Genomic DNA, 21,225 nt, shown 5'->3' with positions numbered 1-21,225 from the left:
GGTGGCCACCGCCATAGGCTGGCTGATAGGCACGCTGGCGATACGCCGCACCGGCATCTACTTCGCGATGATCACCCTGGCGCTCTCGCAGGTGGCCTACTTCCTGGCGGTGCAGATCCCCTGGACCGGCGGCGAGGACGGCATGCAGGGCATCCCGCGCGGCAAGCTGCTGGGCCTGGTCGACCTCTCGGTGGACAACAACATGTATTACTTCACGCTGGCGGTGTTCGTCGCGGCCTTCCTGGCGATACACCGCATCGTGCACTCGCCCTTCGGCCAGGCGCTCAAGGCGCTGCGCGACAATGCGCCGCGCGCCGTCTCGCTGGGCTACGACACCGACCGCTGCAAGCTTTACGCCTTCATGCTGTCGGCCGCGCTGGCCGGGCTGGCCGGCTCGCTCAAGGCGCTGGTGCTGCAGCTGTCGGCACTCAACGACGTGATGCTGAGCACCTCGACCGAAGTGCTGCTGATGACGCTGCTCGGAGGGCTAGGCACCAGCTGGGGGCCCGTGGTAGGCTCCACACTGGTGGTCAGCCTGCAGAACCACCTCGCCGCCCTGGGCGGCGTGGTGACCGTGCTCATAGGCCTGACCTTCATCGTCTGTGTATCGTTCTTCCGGCGCGGCCTGGTCGGCGAATGGCAGGCCCTGTTGCAACGCCGAGATGCCCAACAACACCATGTCCCTGTCCACGACCGCACAGCCAACACCCCTTAAGCGCCGGGCCGCCGACGTCGCCTACGACGCGATCGAAGCCATGATCGCCACCTTGCAACTGCAGCCCGGGGCGCCCGTGGTCGAGGCCGACCTGGCCCAGCGCACCCAACTGGGCCGCACCCCGGTGCGCGAGGCGCTGCTGCGCATGGTCTCCATAGGCCTGATCGTGCAGCAGCCCCGGCGCGGCCTGCTGGTCTCCAACATCGACCTGGCCGACCACCTGGACGTGATCCTCACACGGCGCGTGCTCGAAGGCGTGATCGCCGCGTGCTCGGCGCGCCGCGCCACGGCGGCCCAGCGCAAGGCCATCGTCGGCTGCGCGGCCAAGATGGTCAAGGCCGCCGAGCGCGCCAACCTCGAGGCCTATATGGCGGCCGACCACGAGCTGGACCTGGTCAACCACGAGGCCTGCCGCAACAGCTCGGCCGTCAAGAGCGTGGTGCCGCTGATCGTGCAGTGCCGCCGCTTCTGGTACGCCTACCAGCACGAGGGCGAGATCGCCGAAGGCGCGCGTTTTCACATGGAACTGGCCCAGGGCATCGCCACGGGCGACGAGGCCGCCGCGGTGCTGGGCGCCAACAAGCTCATGGACTATCTTGAGGGCTTTGCCCGCCGCGTCATCGAGATCTGACCAAGCCGCTACTGGGCGGCTTGCCGGCCCAGCTCAATGCGCTGGGCCAGAAAGCGCCATATGCGCTCATCGTCACTGAAAGCCACGTTAAAGCGCAGCCAGCCCGTGGGGTGGGGCTCCAGCAGAAACAGCTGCCCCGGGCCGAGCATGATGCCCTCGGGCGTGGCCTCCTTGGACAGCACGGCGCCGTCCGGAAGGTCCGGATGCCGGGCCCACAGGTACATGCCGGCCCCCGGCTCATGGAAAAGCTCGAATCCCAGGCTGCTTAGATTCTTTTCGGTCTTGCGATGCGCCAGGGCCAGCTTTTCCCGAAGCGACTTGAGGTGCTTGCGCCAGCGGCCGTCGGTGACCACCCCGAACGTCAGCCGCTCGGCGATGTCCGAGGACGTCAGCCCGGAAATCATCTTGAGCTGGGCCAGGTCTTCAATCAGCTCGCCTCGCGCCAGCAGGTAGCCCACGCGCAGGTTCGGGGAAATGGTTTTGGAAAAGCTGCCGATGTACACCACGCGGCGCAGCTGGTCCAGGCTGGCCAGCGTGGACCGTGAGGTCGGGTCCATGTCGGCGTAAATGTCGTTTTCCACCAGCATGAAGTCATGCGCCTCGGCCAGTTGCAGCAAGCGGTGCAGATGGGCCGCCGAGGCGATGGAGCAGGTCGGGCTTTGCAGGCGGGGCTGCGTGAAAAAGGCCTTGGGCTTGTGCTCAAGCAGCAGCGCCTCCAGCGCGGCGAGGTCGTAGCCCGTGGGAGTGCGCGGCACACCCACCAGATTGGCGCCCAGGAAACGCAGCATGAACATCAGGTTGGGATAACCCGGGTTGTCCACCAGCACCGTGTCGCCGGGCTTGAGGAGTTGCCGGGCGACCAGGTCCAGCGCCTGGCTGGAGCCCTGGGTCAGCAGCACCTGGTTCACCTCAACCGGTATCTGGTTTTCGGCCAGGGCCTCCGCGATGACCATGCGCAGCGCCATATGCCCATGGGGCAGGCCGTAACCCTCCAGCGAGGAGCCGTCCACCGACAGCTGCCGCATGCTGCGGCGCAGCGCGTCCCCGAACAGGAAATCGTGGGGCAGCCAGCCGCAGCCGGGTTTCATCGGCAGGTTGCGGTTTTCGAAGATCTGCTTGAGGTACCAGCGCGCATCAAATTTCGGCTGGGGCGGCTGCGCATAGGGCGCGCCCGATGCCCCCTCGTCGCCCCGGCGCTTGACGAAAAACCCGGCATTGGCCCGGGAAACAAGCCATCCCTGGGCCACCAGGCGATCGTAGGCTTCCACCACCGTGAAGACGCTGACGCCGTGCATGGCGGCAAAACCGCGGATGGAAGGCAGCTTGACGCCCGGTTTCAGCGCCTGCCCGGCAATCATCCCACGCAGGCCGTCAACGATCTGGCTCACCAGGGGCGTCTGTAGTTCCGGGCGCAGTGTGAGCATCAAAAAACCAAAAAAGGCAGATTGTGCATCGCAATCCTCATGCACCGGGTTGGGGAATCCATGTACAGGATTCTAGACCCGCACAGTGTGTTGAAAAGCACGCAAAGGTGTACATGGACGGGCCGGTCGCGGGCTTCTACAGTCCACCCGTCCCTTCACCCGAAACCTGAAAACACCTTCACATGCAGCCAAACCAGACTACCAGCAACGCCGCCCTGATGGCGCGCCGCCAAGCCGCCGTGACACGCGGCGTGGGCCAGGCACACGAGATTTTTGCCGGACGGGCGAAAGACGCCGAACTGTGGGACGTCGAAGGCCGCCGCTACATCGACTTCGCCGGCGGCATCGCCGTGCTCAACACCGGCCACCTGCACCCCGAAGTCATCGCCGCGGTCAAGGCCCAGCTCGACCTCTACACCCATACCTGCTTCCAGGTGGTCGCCTATGAACCTTATGTGGAGCTGGCGGAAAAGCTCAACGCCCTGGCGCCCGGCCATTTCGCCAAAAAGACCCTGCTGCTGACCACCGGCGCCGAAGCGGTCGAGAACGCGGTCAAGGTGGCCCGGGCCTATACCAGGCGCCCCGGCGTCGTCGCCTTCACGGGCGGCTACCACGGCCGTACCAACATGACCCTGGGCATGACCGGCAAGGTCGCGCCCTACAAGCTGGGCTTCGGCCCCTTCCCCGGTGAGGTGTTCCATGCCGAATTCCCCAACGCCCTGCACGGCGTGAGCGTGGACCAGGCGCTGCACTCGGTCGAGCAGATCCTCAAAAACGACGTTGAACCCGAACGCGTGGCGGCCTTCATCATTGAACCGGTGCAGGGCGAAGGGGGCTTTTACGTCGCCCCGCCCGAATTCATCAGCCGGCTGAAGGCCCTGGCCGACCGGCACGGCATCCTGCTGATCGCCGACGAGGTCCAGACCGGCGCGGGCCGCACGGGCACCTGGTTCGCCAGCGAACAGTGGCCGGTGGCACCCGACCTGATTGCCCTGGCCAAATCCATGGCGGGCGGCTTCCCCATCGCGGGCCTGGTCGGCCGCGCCGAAGTCATGGACGCACCCGGCCCCGGCGGGCTTGGCGGCACCTACGCGGGAAGCCCCCTGGGCTGCGCGGCCGCCCTGGCGGTGCTCAAGGTTTTCGAAAAAGAAAAGCTCCTGGAGCGCAGCAAGTCCATGGGCGCCCACCTTCTCAAAGGACTGCGCGCCATCGCCGAAACGGAAAAGTCCATTGGCGACGTGCGCGGCCTGGGCGCCATGGTGGCCATAGAGATCTGCGAGGACGGAGCGCCTTCCCGCCCCGACGCGGCGCTGACCAGACGCGTGGTGGCCGAAGCGGCGCGGCGCGGCCTGATCCTGTTGTCCTGCGGCACTTACGGCAACGTGATCCGGATCCTGGTTCCCCTCACAGCCTCCGACGCGCTGCTGGATGAAGGCCTGAAGATCCTGGCCGACAGCTTCGCCGCGGTGCGCTGACGGCATGGCCGGCCCGCAAACAACGATGAGCAGACAATGAGCGACAACAAGGTCCTGGTGCGCTTTTCAGGCGTGCAAAAAACCTACGATGGCGAGCAGCTTGTCGTGCAGCAGCTCGACCTCGACATCCGCCAGGGGGAATTCCTCAGCCTGCTCGGCCCCTCGGGCTCGGGCAAAACCACCACGCTGATGATGCTGGCCGGTTTTGAATCGCCGACCGCCGGGGAAATTTTCCTCGGCGGCTCGCCCATCACCGGCACGCCGCCGCACAAGCGCAACTTCGGCATGGTGTTCCAGAACTACGCCCTCTTCCCACACCTCACCGTGGGACAGAACGTGGCCTATCCGCTCACCGTGCGCAAGGTTTCAAAGGGCGAACAAGACAGCCGCGTGCAGCGGGCGCTCGACATGGTCCGCCTGTCGGGCATGTCCGACCGCCTGCCTGGACAGCTGTCGGGCGGCCAGCAGCAACGCGTTGCCCTGGCGCGGGCGCTGGTGTTCGAGCCCCAGCTGGTGCTGATGGACGAACCGCTGGGTGCACTCGACAAGCAATTGCGCGAGCACATGCAGATTGAACTGAAGGAGCTGCACAAGCAGCTGGGCGTCACATTTGTCTACGTCACGCACGACCAGGGCGAAGCGCTGACGATGAGCGACCGCGTGGCGGTGTTCAACGATGGCGTGATCCAGCAGCTGGCCCCCGTCGAAGCCCTGTATGAAACGCCCTCCAACCGCTTTGTGGCCGGCTTTGTGGGCGACAGCACGGTGCTCAAGGGCAAGGCAACCACGGCCGGCATCGAACTGCCGGACGGCCGCTTCCTCAACGGGATCAACGTCAACCAGGCGCCTGCGGGCGCGCAGGCTGAGGCCTACGTCCGGCCCGAGCGCATCGTGCTGCATCGCCAGGCGCCTGTTTCAGTTGCCGGCACACTGCCGGCCCGCGTGGCCCGCGTCATCTATTTCGGCGACCACCTGCGGCTGCTGTGTGAGGTCGGCAGCGGCCAGGCGGAGGCCACAGTCAAGCTACCCCTGACGCAGCTGGACGGCCTGGCGCCGCCGCAGCCGGGAGAGGCCGTGCATCTTGAGTTTCCCGCCGCGTTCACGCGGATTTACGCGGCATAGCAGCCTTTCTTTCTCACCCGTTTTCGATCTTCGCTTTCAAGTTTTAGCTTTCAACTTTTATCAACCACCGAGGAAGTCGCACCATGAAGAGCCCCATGAACAAAAACATCATCGCCATCGCCATGGCGTCTTGCCTGGCCGTGCCCGCGTTCGCGCAGCAGCAGATCACCGTCGTCAACTTCGGCGGCGCCAATGCCAATGCGCAGAAAAAAGCCTATTACGAGCCCTATGAAAAGGCGGGCACCAAAGTCGTGGCTGTCGAATACAACGGCGAGCAGGCCAAAATCAAGGCCATGGTCGAGACCAAAAAGGTCACCTGGGACGTGGTCGAGGTCGAGGCGCCCGACGTGCAGCGCGGCTGCGACGAAGGCCTGTTCGAAAAAATCGACTTTAGCAAGATTGGCGCCAAGGCCGACTTCCTTCCCGCCGCCGTCAGCGAGTGCGGCGTGGGCGTTTTTGTCTGGTCCACCGTGATGGCCTGGAATGCGGACAAGGTGAAGACCGCCCCTGCCAGCTGGGCCGACTTCTGGGACGTCAAAAAGATTCCCGGCAAGCGCGGCATGCGCAAGGGCGCCCGCTACAACCTAGAGTTCGCGCTGATGGCCGACGGCGTCAAACCCGCCGATGTCTACAAGGTTCTGGCCACCAAGGAAGGGGCGGACCGCGCATTCCGCAAGCTGACGGAACTCAAGCCCAGCATCCAGTGGTGGGAAGCCGGCGCCCAGCCCGCCCAGTTCCTGGTGGCCGGCGACGTGGCCCTCAGCACGGTCTACAACGGCCGCATAGACGCCGCCAACCGCGAAGGCCGCAACCTGAAGATCTACTGGCCGGGCGGCATCTACGACCTGGACTACTGGGTCATCCCCAAGGGCGCGCCCAACAAGGACGCCTCGATGAAATTCATCGCCTTCGCCAGCCAGCCCGCCACGCAAGCCGTGTACGCGCAGAACATCGCCTACGGCCCGGTCAATACCAAGGCCCTGGCCAAGCTGGACAAAAAGGTGCTGGACGATCTACCAACCTCGCCGGCCAACGCCAAAGAGGCGATCCAGATGAACGTAGGCTTCTGGGCCGACCAGGGCGAGGCGCTGGAAAAACGCTTCGCCGCCTGGGCCACGCAATAAACCCGGGAAGCAGGCCAGCATGAACAGTTTCACCAGCAAGGCGGCCCTGTCGGGCGAAGACTCCCGCGCGCTGCGCCGGGCGCTGTCGCGGGCCGATGCCCGGCGCAAATGGCGCGCATTCGCCCTGACCGTGCCCTTGCTGGTGTTCCTGCTGCTGACCCTGCTGATTCCGATTGCGGCCCTGCTGCAGCGTGCCGTCGAAAACCCCGAAGTCGTGAATGCGCTGCCTCGCACGGTCCACAGCCTCAAGGGCTGGAATCCGCAGGCGCCGCCCTCCGCCGCAAGCTACGCGGCCCTGGTGGAAGACCTGGGCCGCCTCTCCGACAGCTCGGACGCCGGTGCGCTGGCGCGCAGGCTCAACGCCGAAGTCCCCGGCGCGCGTTCCCTGGTAATGGGCGCATTTCGCGCCTTGCCGGTCACGGGATCGGCCGAGGAAATACGGGACAGGCTGGTCCAGCTCGATCCGCGATGGGCGGAACCGCCCTTCTGGCAAGCCATCGCCAAAAACGGTTCCCGCTGGACACCCGACTACCTGCTGGCCTCGGTGGACCTGCGGCGTGACAGCCTGGGTGAGGTCGAACGCATGCCGCCCGAGCAGCGGGCCTTCGGCCCCATCCTGCTTCGCACCTTCCAGATCAGCTTTGTCGTCACCGTGTTCTGCCTGGCGCTGGGCTATCCGCTGGCCTGGTGGCTGGCCTCGCTGCCGGCGCGCAAGGCCAACCTGCTGATGATCCTGGTGCTGGTGCCTTTCTGGACGTCGATCCTGGTGCGGGTGGCCGCCTGGATCGTGCTGCTGCAGTCCGAAGGCCTGGTCAATCGCGGCCTGATGGGCATAGGCCTCATAGACGGCCCCCTGCCGCTGCTGTTCAACCGCGCGGGCGTGGTGATCGCCATGGTGCACATCCTCCTGCCCTTCATGATCCTGCCGCTTTACAGCGTGATGAAAAACGTGCCTCCTACCTATGTGCGCGCCGCCGTTTCGCTGGGCAGCGCGCCCCTGGCCGCCTTCATCCGCGTCTATGTGCCGCAAACCTACCCGGGCATCAGCGCCGGGGCGCTGCTGGTGTTCATCCTCTCCATCGGCTATTACGTGACCCCCGCCCTGCTGGGCGGCGCGGACGACCAGATGCTGAGTTATTACATCGCGCGCTACACCAACGTGGAGATCAACTGGGGCATGGCCTGCGCACTGGGCGCGCTGCTGCTGACGGCCACCATGGTGCTTTACGGCGTCTACAGGCGCATCGGCAAGGCCGAACTCAGCATGGGCTGAGGCCTGCCCCCTGACGCCTGACACTTTTCCCCGACGCAGAACTCCAGGACCTTCACAGACCATGCCCAAGATCATCACCGGCCCCGCTTTTCCGCGCTATGCCACCCTGGCCGACAAAGCCGGCTGGTGGGGGGTGCGCGCGGCCTGCGTCGCCATACTGGCTTTTTTGCTGGCACCCATCCTGGTCATGGTGCCGCTGTCTTTTTCCGACAGCTCCTTCCTGGCCTATCCCATCCCGGGCTGGTCCCTGAAGTGGTACCGCAACCTGCTGGACTCGCCCGAATGGGCCCGGGCCGCGAAAAACAGCTTCATCGTGGCGCCGGCGGCCACGCTGATCGCCACCTCGCTGGGCACCCTGGCCGCGGTGGGCCTGTCGCGCACGCACTTCCGTTTCAAGAACCTGCTCATGGCGATCCTGATCGCGCCCATGGTGGTGCCCATCGTGGTGGTAGGCGTGGCCACCTACCTTTACTTCGCGCCGCTCGGGCTCGCCGACAGCTACCTGGGCCTGATCGCCGTTCACGCCGCGCTCGGCACGCCTTTCGTGCTGACCACCGTGCTGGCGACGCTCGCGGGCTTTAACCACAACCTGGTGCGGGCTTCGCTGAGCCTGGGTGAAACGCCTTTGCGGACATTTTTCCGGGTCACCCTGCCGGTCATCGCGCCGGGGGTGATCTCCGGGGCGCTGTTCGCCTTCGCCACCTCGTTTGACGAAGTGGTCGTCACCCTGTTTCTGGCGGGCGCCGACCAGGCCACGCTGCCGCGGCAGATGTTCACCGGCATCCGGGAAAACATCTCGCCGACGATCGCCGCCGTGGCCACCCTTCTCATTCTTTTCACCACCTCCCTCCTGCTGCTGCTCGAGTGGCTGCGCGGACGCAGGGCCTGAGCCTTCGCCCTCGAACACCGAAGCACTATCTCCATGAAAACACTCCGTACACTCGTGCTCATACCCATGCTTGCGGCTGCCTTTGGCTTGATGCTGTCCGCACAGGCCCAGACACCCGTTCAACTACCGGCACAGGGACTGACCGTCGCCAACTTCGGCGGGGCCAACGGCAAGGCGCAGGAGACGGCTTTCATCCAGCCCTTCAAGGCGGCCTATAAAACCGGAGCGCGGGGAGTTGAGTATTCCGGGGAACTCTCGGCCATCCGCACCATGGTCAGCGAGCGCAGGAACGACTGGGACGTGGCTGAAGTGGAGTCCGCCGACCTGAAGGCGGGATGCGACGCGGGCCTGTTCGAGCGCATAGACCGCGGCAGCATTCCCCACGCCGGCATGCTGCTGCCGGGCACCGTGCAGGAATGCGGTGTCGGCGCCTTTGTGTGGGCCACCGTGATGGCCTACGAACCGGGCCGCTTCAAGGAGGCTCCGCGCAGCTGGCAGGATTTCTGGGACGTGCAGCGCTTTCCCGGCAAGCGGGGCCTGCGCAAGGGCGCGCGCTACAACATGGAAATCGCGCTGATGGCCGACGGCGTGCACCGCCGCGACGTGTACGCCACGCTGGCCACAGAGGCGGGTGTCAAGCGTGCCCTCGCCAAGCTCGAGCAGCTCAAGCCCCACATCGTCTGGTGGGAGTCAGGTTCACAGCCGCCCCAGCGCCTGGCCTCCGGTGAGACCACGCTGTCCACCGCTTTCAACGGCCGCATCGCCGCGGCCAACCGCGAGCGGCTCAGCCCGCTGGCCATCTCATGGCAGGACGCCGTGTATGAGCTGGACTACTGGGTCATCATCAAGGGCACACCGAGGCTGGAACTGGCGCGCGCCTTCATCGGTTTCGCCACCTCGGAAGAAGCACAGCTGGCCTTTTCGCGTGAAATTCCCTACGGCCCCACGCACTTCAACGCCATCCTGCGCTACGACACCGGCCGCGCCCGCCCCGCCGCCAGCGCGCCGGTCACGGACCTGTCCATGGCCGGCAGCGACCTGCCGTCGGCGCCCGGCAACATGCGCCGTTCGCTGGCCTTTGACCCGGCCTTCTGGACAAGGGCCGGCGGGGCGGCGCTGGAAAAGCAGTTCGCCCAACGCATCAAGTAGCGGCCGGCGTGCCGCATCCGCGCCTTTCGCACTGAAACCCTTTATCGAAGTCGCATACAAACTCACCGTCCTTCTCCCCCTGCGAAAGCTGTCAAAATCACCCGACGGCTTCTCTCCCCTCCCACTTCCCCCAGCATCCTCCCGCTTTAAGGACTCCCGTTCATGGACATGAAAACTTCCCCCATTTCCCTGCTCAAAGACCCCAGCCTGTTCAAGACCGACGCGCTGGTCAACGGCCAGTGGGTCGCGGGCAAGGCCCGTTTTGACGTGAACGACCCCGCCACCGGCCGCAAGCTGGCCGACGTGGCCAACCTGGGCCCTCAGGACGCCGAAGCCGCCATCGCCGCGGCCAACGCCGCCTGGCCCGCCTGGCGCAGCAAGACCGGCAAGGAGCGCCACGCCATCCTGCTCAAATGGTTCCAGCTGCTGATGGCCAACCAGGAGGACCTGGGCCGCATCATGACCGCCGAGCAGGGCAAGCCCTTTGCCGAGGCCAAGGGCGAGATCGCCTACGGCGCGAGTTTTGTCGAGTGGTTTGCCGAAGAAGCCAAACGCGTCAACGGCGAAACCCTGCCGCAGTTCGACAACAGCCGCCGCCTGATGGTCATCAAGCAGCCGATCGGCGTGTGCGCCGCCATCACGCCCTGGAACTTCCCGCTGGCCATGATCACCCGCAAGGTTGCCCCGGCCCTGGCCGCCGGCTGCCCGGTGGTCATCAAGCCGGCCGAGCTCACGCCGCTGACGGCCCTGGCCGCGGCCGAGCTGGCCGTGCGCGCCGGCATCCCGGCCGGCGTGCTCAATGTGCTGACGGCCGACAGCACCAACAGCATCGCCGTGGGCAAGGTGTTCTGCAGCAGCGAGGTGGTACGCCACATCAGCTTCACCGGCTCCACCGAGGTCGGCCGCATCCTGATGGCGCAAAGCGCGCCCAGCGTCAAGAAGCTCGCGCTGGAGCTGGGCGGCAACGCGCCCTTCATCGTGTTCGACGATGCCGACGTGGATTCGGCCGTCGAGGGCGCCATGGCCAGCAAATACCGCAACGCCGGCCAGACCTGCGTCTGCGCCAACCGCATCTATGTGCAGGACGGCGTCTACGACCAGTTCGTCGCCAAATTCGCCGCCAAGGTCAAGGCGCTCAAGGTCGGCAACGGCTTTGAGGACGGCGTGGTGCAAGGCCCGCTGATCGAGGACGCCGCCGTCGAGAAGGTGCAGCGCCATGTGGACGACGCCCTCGCCAAGGGCGGCAAGCTGCTGGCCGGCGGCCACAAGCTCCAGGGCCAGTTCTTCGAGCCCACGGTGGTCTCCGACGCCACCGCCGACATGCTGTGCGCCCGGGAGGAAACCTTCGGTCCCTTCGCGCCGGTGTTCCGCTTCCACAAGGACCAGGAGGCGATTGACGCGGCCAACAACACCGAGTTCGGCCTGGCCAGCTACTTCTACAGCCGCGACATAGGCCGCATCTACCGCGTGGCCGAGGCGCTGGAATACGGCATGGTGGGCATCAACGTCGGCGTGATCGCAAGCGAGCACGTGCCCTTCGGCGGCGTCAAGCAGTCGGGCCTGGGCCGCGAGGGCTCGCACCACGGCATGGACGAGTACCTCGAGATGAAGTACCTGTGCCTGGGTGACATCCAGCGCTAAACCGACCGCCAACCCGCACCGGCACCGCTATGCGCCTGCTGCTTGTCGAAGACGAAGCCGAGATGGCGGCGTGGCTGCTGCGTGCCTTCAAGCAAAGCGGCTTTGTGACCGACCATGCGCCCGACGCGGCCACCGCCGAGTCGCTGCTGGCCGGCAACGACTATGACGCCGTGGTGCTCGACCTGCGCCTGCCCGACAAACACGGGCTGGCGCTGCTGGCCGAGCTGCGCAAGGACGGCAACCGCACGCCCGTGCTGGTGCTGACCGCCCAGGGCTCGCTGCAGGACCGGGTCAGGGGTCTGAACGTCGGGGCCGACGACTTCCTGAGCAAGCCTTTTGCCCTCGAGGAACTCGAGGCCCGCCTCGCCGCGCTGGTGCGGCGCAGCCGCGGCCGTTCCCACGCGCCGCTGCAGTGCGGGTCTCTCTCGTGCCCGCACGACAGCCGCGCCTTCACGCTGGGCGGCGCGCTGCTGCAGCTCACGCCGCGCGAAAGCGCGGCCCTGGCCGTGCTGCTGGCGCGCAGCGGCACGCCGGTGGAAAAATCGCAACTCTCGGGCAAGGTCTTCCCGGCCGACAGCAACGCCGGCCCCGACGCCATCGAGCTGGTGCTGCACCGGCTGCGCCGCAAGCTCGAAGGCGGCGACGTGCGCATCGTCACCGTGCGCGGCCTGGGCTACATGCTGGAACGCATCGTGCCGGAAAACACCGCGCATGAAGATACTGCGCACTGACCCCGACCGCTTCGGCATACGCGCGCGCCTGCTCACGCTGCTGCTGCCGGCCATCCTGGGCCTGCTGGCCCTGGACAGCTGGAACGACTACCGCGCCCTCAGAAACCAGGTGCAGGACGCCTACGACCAGAGCATGCTGGAGGCCGCGCACGCGCTGCAAAGCAGCGTGGCGCCGGCGCAGGACGGCTCGCTGCAGCTCAACGCGCCGGCCGGGGTGCAAGCCCTGTTCGCCACCGCCGGCCCCTTGCAGAAATACCTGCATGTCGGGTTGATAAATCACGGCGAAACACAGGCCGGGAGGACCGAGGCCACCTTGCTGGGCGCCACAGACCTGCCCGGGCCGCCACCGCCATACCCGGACCCCTACTCCCCCGACGGGGTCCGGCCCGTCTGGTACGACGATTTCTACGCGGGCCATCCGGTGCGTGTGGTGGCCCTGCGCAGCCAGGTGCTTGACGGGCAGGGCCGGCCCTTCAGCCTGCTGGTCCAGGTTGCCGAAAGCACGGTCCCGCGCGACCGGGCGCAGGACGCCACCTTGCGGCAGGAACTGATACGCGACGCGCGCATGGTGCTGGTGATGGTGCTGCTGGTCTGGCTGGGCGTGACCTGGTCGCTGCAGCCGCTGGAGCGCCTGCGCAAGTCGGTGCTGCAAGGCAAGGGGGACGAGCTCAAGCCGCTGGACACCAGCGGCGTGCCGCATGAAGTGGCGCCCCTGGTCGAGGCCCTGAACCAGCACCTGGCCAGCTACCGCGAGCTGCTGGAGCAGCAGTCGCAGTTCCTGGCCGATGCCTCGCACCAGCTGCGCACGCCGCTGGCCATCATGCTGACCCAGGCCGGCGTGGCGCTGCGCGAGAAGGACACCGGGCAGATTCACACCACCCTGCGCGCCATGGTCGCCCAGATCGCGCGCAGCCGGCGCCTGTGCGAGCAGCTGCTCTCGCTGGCCCACGCCAACGAGAGCGCGCCGCCCGCCGGCATGCCGACCCTCGTCGACCTCAACGCCGTCGCCCGCGAGGTGGTGCTGCAGCACCTGGCGCTGGCCCATGAAAAAAACCTCGACCTCGGCTGGGTCGACGCCCGCGGGGATTCGGCGGACACGGCTGCGGCGGACGATGCGCCGGCGCCCGCGGTCCCGGTGCTGGCCCGCGAGCCCGAGCTGCACGAGGCGCTTTCCAACCTGGTGCACAACGCCATCGTCTACACGCCGCCCGGCGGCCAGATCACCGTGATGGCGGGCAACCGGGACGGCATGGCGCTGGCCGAGGTTCGCGACAGCGGCCCCGGCATTGCCCAGGCGCGGCGCGCGGAAGTGTTCGAACGCTTTCATTCGGCGGGTTCGGTGGCGGAAAAGGGCTCGCATGGAGCCGGCCTGGGCTTGTCCATCGCGCGCGCCTATGCCAGGCGCAACGGCGGCGACATCGAGCTGGCCGACGGGCCCACAGGCACCGGGCTGCGCGCCATCCTGCGCCTGCCGCTGGCGGCGGTTCCGCAGCGCTGAAAGCCCGCGCCGGGGCGGCCGCGAGGGGCTCGCACCCGTTAGTGATAACACGTATTTTGGCCCCGGCCGCGCAAAACGAAAGCCGATTGGAAGCCTCGCTTCCTAACATCCCCTCCAGCCCGAACGCCCCCAAGCCGCATTTCCCGAGCGGCCCGGGACCGGGACACCACCCCAAGGAGACACGGATGACACACCCCCCGTTTGCGACAAGGCCCTTCGCGGCCCAGCCATGGAGCGCACCACGATGAACTTCAACAACCGCAATTTTGTACGGGGCCTGTGCCTCATGGCGATCGCCCTGGTCTTTGGCGGGGTGTCCTTCAGCTACACCATGGGCGAGCTGAGCCGCTCCGGGCCCGGCCTGTTCCCGCTGCTGGTGAGCTCCTTCCTGTTCGTCATCGGCGTGCTCACCGTGGTGCGCTCGCACTTTGTCGACCCCGTGCCGCTGGACTACAGCGCCAAGAACATCGCCATCATCCTGGTGAGCCTGGTCGGCTTCTCGGTGATCTCCCAGTTCGTCAACATGATCCTGGGCATCGTCTTCCTGGTGTTCTGCTCCACGCTGGCCGGCACCTCGTATTCGCTGGTGCGCAACGTCAAGATCTCCATCGGGCTGATCGCCGTGGCCTTTGCCTTCAAACAATTTCTCGGCCTGAGCCTGCCGCTGTACTGATATGGACGTCCTGCACAACCTCGCCTTCGGTTTCGAACACGCGCTGACGCTGCAAAACCTGCTGTATTGCGCCCTGGGCTGCACGGTGGGCACGCTGATCGGGCTGCTGCCCGGCCTGGGCCCCCTGTCCACCATCAGCCTGCTGCTGCCGCTGACCTACTCCATCCCCACCGGCGGCGCCCTCATCATGCTGGCCGGCATCTACTACGGCGCGCAATACGGCGACAGCGTGAGCGCCATCACCATGAAGATCCCGCATGCCAGCAGCATCGTGGCCTGCATAGACGGCTACCAGATGACGCTCAAGGGCAAGACCGGCCTGGCGCTCTTCACCGCCGGCGTCTCCAGCTTCATTGGCGGCACGGTCGCCATCGTGGTGCTCTCGACCATGGCGCCCGCGCTGGGCGAAGTCGGCTTCCTGTTCGGGCCGGCCGATTACTGCGCGCTGATGCTGCTGGGTTTCTTCTGCGTGAGTTTTGTCAGCAGCGGCAGCCTGCTCAACGGCTTGGCCATGGCCATGGTCGGCGTGCTGCTGGGCATGGTCGGCACCGACGTCAACAGCGGCGTGGCGCGCTACACCATGAACCTGCCCTTCCTGATGGACGGCATAGGCCTGATCAGCATCGCGCTGGGCTGCTTCGGCATTGCCGAGGTCGTGAAAAACCTCGACAACAAAAACGTGCTCACGCCCTTTAACGGCAAGATCAAGCTCATGCCCACCTGGCCCGAGTTCAAGCGCATCATCCCCAGCGCGCTGCGCGGCAGCGTGATCGGCTCCGTACTGGGCATACTGCCCGGCGGCGGCCCCACCATCGCCCAGTTCGCCGCCTATGCCGCCGACAAAAAGCTCAGCAAGTACAAGCACGAGATCGGCACCGGCTGCATCGAAGGCGTGGCCGGCCAGGCCGCCGCCGACGAGGCCGCCGCGCGCACCAGCTTCATCCCGCTGATGGCCATCGGCATTCCCGAGAACGCCGTCATGGCGCTGATGATGGCGGCCTTTGTGGTCAAAGGCATACAGCCCGGCCCCAACATGATCGCCACCCACCCCGACCTGTTCTGGGGCCTGGTGGCCAGCATGTGGATAGGCAACTGCTTCCTGCTGGTCCTCAACGTGCCCCTGGTGCGCTACTGGCTGTCGGTCTTCAAGATCCCCTACACCGTGCTGTTCCCGGCCATCCTGTTCTTCTGCTGCATAGGCACTTACAGCATCAACAACAGCCTGGACGACATCTACACCACCGCCGTGTTCGGCTTTATCGGCTACCTGTTCCTGCGCCTGGACATGGAGGCCGCGCCGCTGCTGCTGGGCTTCATCCTGGGCCCCATGCTGGAGGAGAACTTCCGCCGCGCCATGCTGCTGAGCCGCGGCAGCTTTAACGTCTTCGTCAACCGCCCCATCAGCGGCACCCTGCTGAGCGTCATCGGCATCCTGGTCGTGTGGCAGACGGTGGTGTTTATCCGCAAGCTGATCAAGTCGCCCGACCACCACATCCATTCGGAGAGCCAGAGCGCCAAGGCCCCAACGCCTGTCGCGGCGGCGGCCACCTCCGGGTCGCTGGCTTCCGGCGAATAAGGCCCACCCCCACAACAAGCCCCCGAAACGGCCCTTGCGGCGGTTCCGGGGGCTTGTTTCATGCGGCCGTTGTGTTGAAATAAGCCTCTCTTTGAGGAGACCTTACAACATGAACCGCAGACTCTTCGTCCAGGCCGGCGCCACCGCGGCCTTTGCCCTCTTCCTGCCGGCGGTCCTCGCCCAGTCCACAAGCTCGAAACGCCAGGGCATCGTGATCCAGGTCAGCGACAACGACCCGGCCAAATGGAACCTGGCGCTCAACAACGCCAAAAACCTGCAGGACGACGTGGGCGCGGCCAATGTCGACATCGAGATCGTCGCCTACGGCCCCGGCATAGGCATGCTCAAGCTCGAATCCCCCACGGGTTCACGCATCGCCGATGCCGCCAAAGCCGGCGTCAAGGTCAGCGCCTGCGAAAACACCATGCGCGCCCAGAAGCTCACCAAGGACGACATGCTGGCCGGCATCAGCTACGTGCCCGCCGGCGTGACCGAGATCATGAAGAAGCAGCACGAAGGCTGGGCTTACCTGCGGCCTTAAAGCCTAAGGCCCGCAAACAAACCTCAAGGCTGTTCAGCCCCTTCCAGCCGCGCCGCCTGCACCGGCCGGTGAAAGCGCTGGTTCAGCTTGCCGCGCCAGTGGTTGATCAGGTGGTAGATCAGCTGGAAACAGACGGTGAAGATCCCTATCACCAGAGCGATCAGCAGCAGCCTGTCGCCGGCCTTGGGCAGGGTTTCGATGGCGCGCAGCGTGACGGTGGTGGCCTCGACCACACCCACGGCGGCGCCAAAACCCGAGGACAGCACCATGACAAAAAAGGCGCGCACCAGGCCCATCACAAACAGCATGGCCGCGACGGGCGAGCCGCTGCGCAGCTGGCGCATGGCCTCGACCGCGTGGTCGGACACATAGGCCGCCGCATACAGCGTGAGTGAAAGCACCACCGCCAGCCAGGGCGTCATGGCGAACTGCCGCTGGCCAAAGTGAAAGCCCGGCACCACATTGACCAGGAAGAACATCACGACAAAGGTGGGCACGGTTCGCAGCAGTGCGACCAGCCAGGCGGCCGGCGTGGCGGCCAGGCCGTTGTGAAAGCGCGCGGCCGCCAGCGGCGCGCCCAGCAGCATGCCGCCCAGCAAGGCGCAGGTCGCAATCTGGAAGTTCACCACCAGGCCGGACAGGAACTCCGGCAAAAAGCGCGGCAGCAGCTCAAGCATAGGCGCCCCCACTCAGGGCCAGGCGCGACTGCCAGACATCGGCCAGGCGGTGCACCACGGCAACCAGCAGCATGTAGAAGATCAGCAAAAAAGTGTAGGTGGTGATGCGCTCGCTCGAAAACGACGCGACGTCGGTCAGCGCCGCCAGCAGTTCGGGCACCCCCATTACCGACGCGGCCGGACTGCCCCGGGTGGCGTTCACGACAAAAGCCACCATCTGCGCCCGGGCCCGGTAGACCGCGGCGCTCAGCGCGGGCTGCGCCGGCGCGCGCTCCTCGCGCAGCGTGAGCATGGCCTCGGCCACGGCCTGCCCGGCATTGCTGCCGTTGAACAAGCCCAGCACCAGCACGGCCGCGGCCAGCGCCACCAGCGGTGAGGTGGCGCCCATGGCGCCGACCACCGCACCGGCCAGGATCATCAGCAGGATCAGCGGCGTCGATTGCATGGGCCAGAGCACGCAGCGCATGGACCAGCGCACCCACGGCGTGTGCGAAGTCAGGCCCGCACCAAAGGCCAGCGCGAAAGCCCAGGTCGCGAAGACGGCACCCGCCACCAGCAGCAGGGAGAACCACACACCTTCCAGCAGAAGGTCCAGCGCCACCCAGGTCTTGAACATGGCCAGGGTGACCCGCGTGCCGGTGGCCTGGTAGATGAAGTGTTCAAGCTGGTCGACCCTGGCCGCGAAGGAGGTGGGCGGCAGCTGGTTGTCCAGCGGCGCCTTCACGCAGGCCGGGTCGTTCAGGGCGCTGATCTGCGCACAGGTGCTGCTGGACCAGAGCTTGCGCTGCTGCGCCAGAAAGGGCGAGTCCACCCCGTGTTTCCGGGCCAGGGCCTGCAGGGCACCCGAGATGTGCAGCTGCTGCATCGAAAGCGCCAGCACGTCGGCCAGGCGCTCGCCGCCCTCGCGCGCCACGGCAACGCCCCAGGGCAGCGGCGCAAAGCCGAACTTGCTGTCATAGGCCGCGGCAAACGCGGGCTGCTGCAGGTAGGACGCGAAAAAACTGTCGTCCTGCGCGACCAGCGAGCAGCCGCCCAGGCGCAGCTCGTCGACCAGGCTGGAGGCTTTGTCAAACAGCTTGAGGCGCGCGCCGTTGACCGACAGTTCGGCATTGGTGCTGTTGCCCACCGTCACGCAGACGGTGTTGCCGCGCAGCTTGACCAGGCCGCCGATTTGCAGCTCCTTGCGGCCCAGCACAATGGTTTGCGACTGGTAATAGTGCGGCCGCACAAACAGCGCTTCGCGGTCCCGCTGCAGGGTGTGGCCCATGGTGGCGATGACCAGGTCGACCCGGCCCTCACCGAGCAAGGCCAGGCGATTGGCCGGCGTGACCACCACCAGCACGGGCTCCACACCGAGCGAGCCCGCCAGCTGGTGCGCCAGCTCGATTTCAAAACCCTGCAGCGCGCCTGCGGCGTCCTCGAACGCGAACGGCGGGTAGCCGGTGCGCACCCCCACCCTCAGGGTTTTGCTGCACAGCACGCGCGCGAGCACGTCCACCGCGTCATCGCATTTTTTGGCTTTTTGTGCGGCGGCCTGCGGCGCAGGCGACAGTTGCGGCTGGCGCGCATCCTGGCCGGCGGCGCCCAAGCTCAGCAGCAGCGCCAGGCCCAGGACCAGCAGGCGGCGCAGCAGCACCCCGGCTCGCATGGCAGGGCCGCTGTTATCCGCGCTGCGAATCGCCATCAAGCGTCCTCATGCTCATCATGCTTCCAGCTGATTTCCACCAGGTCGAAGTCGACAAACCAGTAGCCGCCCATCCTGTGGATGCCCCGCCCTTCAAAACGCGCCCGCACCTGCGGGCTCAGGCAGGCGAGCTTGTACGCGGGCAAAGGCGCCGAAGCGCAGTAAGCGATGCGGGCCCGCAAGCCCAGCGCATCGGCCATGGCCTCGGTCTTGCTGAAATCAAGAAACACGTTGTGCGTCATCACGGCCAGGCCGCCCGGCGCCAGGTGGCGGCCCAGGCCCTGCAAAAACGGGTCCACGCTGCGGCGGCCGTCTATGCCGCCGGCGCTCCAGCTCGGCAGGCGGCCGTCGCCTTCGATGTGCTCGGCCGCGAACTGCGGCAGGTTGGTGACCACCAGGTCAAAGCAGTCGTTCCCGCAGGCCGACCACATGTCGCCCTGGACCAGGCTGGCCCTGGCCCGCAGGCCCTCCTGGTCCAGCAGCCCTTGCGTCGCCTGGACGGCCAGGGCCTCGAGTTCAATGCCGACAGCGCTCTGCGCCCCCAGCGCCAGCAAGGTCGCCATCACCACGCCGCTGCCCGGTCCCATCTCAAGCGCCCGGGACGACAGCACGCGCGCCGGGTGCTTGCGCAGGTAAAGCAGCAAGGCGGCGGTGTACTCGCTCGGACTGAATAAGTTGTGGTCGTTCAAAACAGCCTTCTTGAATCCCAAAACCGCGGGCATCACAGGGGACGCAGCCGGCTGGAGGCGCGGCTCGAGCGATAGTAACCTATGGATACACCTTTGTGACTACATCCGCGCCCGCCGCCGCCTCGCCGGGCGGGCGGGCGCGCAGTACCATGGCCAAATCTGCCGCACAGGCATCGCCGCACACACCGCCATGGAAATTGAACTCAAGCTCAGGCTGCCCCCTGACGCGCTGGCCGCACTGCGCGCCGACCCGCTGTGGGCCGATACCGATACCCGCGCCACGCACCAGCAGTTGGACAATATTTACTTCGACACGCCGCAGCGCGCGCTGGCCCGGGCCCGCATAGGCCTGCGCCTGCGCAGCGACGGCAAGCACTGGCTGCAGACCGCCAAGGGCGGCGGCAGCCGCGCGGGCCTGCACCAGCGCGCGGAAATCGAGTTCGCGGTCGCCGGCCCGGCCCTTGAATGGGAGCCGCTCAAGGGCACGGCCTTTGCGCCCGTGCTGGAGCCCCTCAAGGCCCAGTTGCAGCCGCAGTTCCAGACCCGCTTCCAACGCGAGATCCGCCACATCACCGGCGCCGCGGGTGGCGTCATCGAAGTCGCCATCGACCAAGGCGACATCCTGGCCGGGGAGCGCAGCGAGCCGCTGTGCGAGGTGGAACTGGAGCTCAAGAGCGGGCCGGTCGACGACGTGTTCGCACTGGCCCTGCTGCTGGTGGAGCGCCACCCGCTGGTGCTGGACAACCGCAGCAAGGCCGAACGCGGCGACCGCCTGGCCCAAGGGGCGGCCCCGGCACCACCGGCCAAGGCCGCCACGCCTGATACGCCCCAAGGCGACGATGCACGCGCCGCGGCGCGCACAGCCATAGAAGCCGCCCTGGCCCACTGGCAAGCCAATGAAGCCGGCTTCCTGGCCCAGGCGCAAGGCGAGCGTTATGACAGCGAATACCTGCACCAGCTGCGCGTGGCGGTGCGAAGGCTGCGCGTGGCCTGCGGCCCGCTGGCACGCGCGGCCCAATGGCAACAGGAAGCGCTCGCGCCCGTGCAAGACAGCCTGCGCACCCTGGGCCAGCGCCTGGGCATCGCACGCGACTGGGACGTCTTCATCGAAGAAACCTGGCCGCCGCTGGCGGACGGCCTGAACGACGCCGCCCTGCGCCAGAAACTCCACGAAGCCGCCGGCCTGCAACAGGCCACTGCCCGCCTGCAGGCCCAGGCCGCCCTCGAGGAGCGCGACACCCAGCGCCTGCTGCTGCAGCTGGGCCGCTGCCTGGCGCAGCCGGACAACGATGGCCCGGCCGTATCCTTCGACGAGATCACGGCGCGGCTCGAGAAACTCGCCCACAGGCTGCGGCAGGCCCTGCCCCGGCTGGACCACCTGAGCCCCACCCGCCTGCACCGCCTGCGCATCACCGCCAAGAAGCTGCGTTACCTCACGGAGTTCATCGCCGGTCGCTGCGATGCCAAAGCCACCGAAGACTGGCTGGACTGGCTCAAAAAAGCGCAAACGGTTTTTGGCGTGCACAACGACCGCGTGACCGCCAGGGCCCACATCGAAGCCCTGTGCGCCGGCATGGAGCAGCCCGGCAAGCTGCAGCACACGCTGCAGGCGGCGCTGCGCGAGCAGGAGCAGCCGGAGCTTTCGCTGCCGCACTTGCCTGAGCGCTACTGGCGCGCTTGAAAGCCAAAACCGGGGTGTAAAATCGCTGCGAG

19 protein-coding genes are annotated in these 21,225 nt (G+C 66.7%); 15 read left to right on the top strand and 4 right to left on the bottom strand.

Going from position 1 to position 21,225, the window contains the following annotated elements:
• Both PMI15_RS01955 and PMI15_RS01950 read left to right on the top strand, forming a co-directional pair.
• Positions 1-715 (top strand): branched-chain amino acid ABC transporter permease (locus PMI15_RS01955; protein WP_051001895.1); only part of this gene is annotated, 715 nt, incomplete at its 5' end.
• Entirely contained in the window at positions 678-1,346 is a 669-nt protein-coding gene (locus tag PMI15_RS01950; RefSeq protein ID WP_139200906.1) for a GntR family transcriptional regulator, read from the top strand. The genes PMI15_RS01955 and PMI15_RS01950, both read left to right, overlap by 38 nt.
• Positions 1,347-1,354: 8 nt before the next feature.
• Here the strand turns inward: PMI15_RS01950 and PMI15_RS01945 are convergent, their stop codons facing one another.
• Positions 1,355-2,770 (bottom strand): PLP-dependent aminotransferase family protein, encoded by a 1,416-nt coding sequence (locus PMI15_RS01945; RefSeq protein ID WP_007863087.1) that lies wholly within the window; start codon positions 2,768-2,770, stop codon positions 1,355-1,357.
• Positions 2,771-2,952: 182 nt separating this feature from the next.
• On the opposite strand from PMI15_RS01945, the gene gabT reads away from it, so the two are divergent.
• The 12 genes from gabT (at position 2,953) to PMI15_RS01885 (ending at position 16,462) form a co-directional block, all read left to right on the top strand.
• A complete protein-coding gene (gene gabT / locus PMI15_RS01940) occupies positions 2,953-4,245 on the top strand; it encodes a 4-aminobutyrate--2-oxoglutarate transaminase (RefSeq protein ID WP_007863086.1) in 1,293 nt (430 codons plus the stop codon).
• Positions 4,246-4,281: 36 nt separating this feature from the next.
• Complete coding sequence (locus tag PMI15_RS01935; RefSeq protein ID WP_007863085.1) at positions 4,282-5,367, top strand: ABC transporter ATP-binding protein; 1,086 nt, start codon at positions 4,282-4,284, stop codon at positions 5,365-5,367.
• A gap of 95 nt (positions 5,368-5,462) precedes the next feature.
• Complete coding sequence (locus PMI15_RS01930) at positions 5,463-6,491, top strand: ABC transporter substrate-binding protein (protein ID WP_036837155.1); 1,029 nt, start codon at positions 5,463-5,465, stop codon at positions 6,489-6,491.
• Between the two features lie 19 nt (positions 6,492-6,510).
• Positions 6,511-7,764: an ABC transporter permease gene (locus PMI15_RS01925; RefSeq protein WP_007863082.1), complete on the top strand. Its 1,254-nt coding sequence runs from the start codon at positions 6,511-6,513 to the stop codon at positions 7,762-7,764.
• A gap of 61 nt (positions 7,765-7,825) precedes the next feature.
• Positions 7,826-8,653 (top strand): ABC transporter permease, encoded by an 828-nt coding sequence (locus PMI15_RS01920; RefSeq protein ID WP_007863080.1) that lies wholly within the window; start codon positions 7,826-7,828, stop codon positions 8,651-8,653.
• Positions 8,654-8,686: 33 nt separating this feature from the next.
• On the top strand, positions 8,687-9,802 hold the full coding sequence (locus tag PMI15_RS01915; RefSeq protein ID WP_007863078.1) for an ABC transporter substrate-binding protein: 1,116 nt from the start codon (positions 8,687-8,689) through the stop codon (positions 9,800-9,802).
• Positions 9,803-9,964: 162 nt separating this feature from the next.
• Entirely contained in the window at positions 9,965-11,443 is a 1,479-nt protein-coding gene (locus PMI15_RS01910; RefSeq protein WP_007863077.1) for an NAD-dependent succinate-semialdehyde dehydrogenase, read from the top strand.
• A 29-nt stretch (positions 11,444-11,472) separates the two neighbouring features.
• Positions 11,473-12,174 (top strand): response regulator, encoded by a 702-nt coding sequence (locus PMI15_RS01905; RefSeq protein ID WP_007863075.1) that lies wholly within the window; start codon positions 11,473-11,475, stop codon positions 12,172-12,174.
• Positions 12,155-13,672 carry a sensor histidine kinase gene (locus PMI15_RS01900; RefSeq protein WP_007863073.1) on the top strand — a complete coding sequence of 506 codons (1,518 nt, stop codon included), beginning with the start codon at positions 12,155-12,157 and terminating at the stop codon, positions 13,670-13,672. The genes PMI15_RS01905 and PMI15_RS01900 overlap by 20 nt, the downstream gene beginning before the upstream one ends.
• A 244-nt stretch (positions 13,673-13,916) precedes the next feature.
• Positions 13,917-14,345, top strand: a complete 429-nt coding sequence (locus PMI15_RS01895) for a tripartite tricarboxylate transporter TctB family protein (RefSeq protein WP_007863071.1) — start codon at positions 13,917-13,919, stop codon at positions 14,343-14,345.
• A gap of 1 nt (position 14,346) precedes the next feature.
• Complete coding sequence (locus PMI15_RS01890) at positions 14,347-15,921, top strand: tripartite tricarboxylate transporter permease (RefSeq protein ID WP_007863069.1); 1,575 nt, start codon at positions 14,347-14,349, stop codon at positions 15,919-15,921.
• Between the two features lie 109 nt (positions 15,922-16,030).
• On the top strand, positions 16,031-16,462 hold the full coding sequence (locus PMI15_RS01885; RefSeq protein WP_007863068.1) for a DsrE family protein: 432 nt from the start codon (positions 16,031-16,033) through the stop codon (positions 16,460-16,462).
• A 23-nt stretch (positions 16,463-16,485) separates the two neighbouring features.
• Here PMI15_RS01885 and PMI15_RS01880 read toward each other — a convergent pair whose 3' ends face one another.
• Genes PMI15_RS01880 through PMI15_RS23875 form a run of 3 tightly spaced genes read right to left on the bottom strand, consistent with a single transcriptional unit; the run spans position 16,486 to position 19,512 of the window.
• Positions 16,486-17,139 carry a hypothetical protein gene (locus PMI15_RS01880; protein WP_007863066.1) on the bottom strand — a complete coding sequence of 218 codons (654 nt, stop codon included), beginning with the start codon at positions 17,137-17,139 and terminating at the stop codon, positions 16,486-16,488.
• Positions 17,132-18,823, bottom strand: coding sequence for a transporter substrate-binding domain-containing protein (locus tag PMI15_RS23880; RefSeq protein WP_007863064.1), 1,692 nt, complete (start codon positions 18,821-18,823; stop codon positions 17,132-17,134). Before PMI15_RS23880 ends, PMI15_RS01880 begins: the two co-directional genes overlap by 8 nt.
• Complete coding sequence (locus PMI15_RS23875) at positions 18,823-19,512, bottom strand: methyltransferase (protein WP_157214497.1); 690 nt, start codon at positions 19,510-19,512, stop codon at positions 18,823-18,825. The genes PMI15_RS23880 and PMI15_RS23875 overlap by 1 nt, the downstream gene beginning before the upstream one ends.
• A gap of 190 nt (positions 19,513-19,702) precedes the next feature.
• Between PMI15_RS23875 and PMI15_RS01865 the strand changes: the two genes are divergently transcribed.
• A complete protein-coding gene (locus PMI15_RS01865; RefSeq protein ID WP_007863060.1) occupies positions 19,703-21,193 on the top strand; it encodes a CYTH and CHAD domain-containing protein in 1,491 nt (496 codons plus the stop codon).
• Positions 21,194-21,225: the final 32 nt, after the last annotated feature.

It is taken from the genome of Polaromonas sp. CF318, assembly GCF_000282655.1.
In the GTDB taxonomy this organism is placed as follows: Bacteria; Pseudomonadota; Gammaproteobacteria; order Burkholderiales; family Burkholderiaceae_C; genus Polaromonas.
Note: the sequence above shows the minus strand (reverse complement) of the source record. Positions and strands in the feature narration are given on the sequence as shown.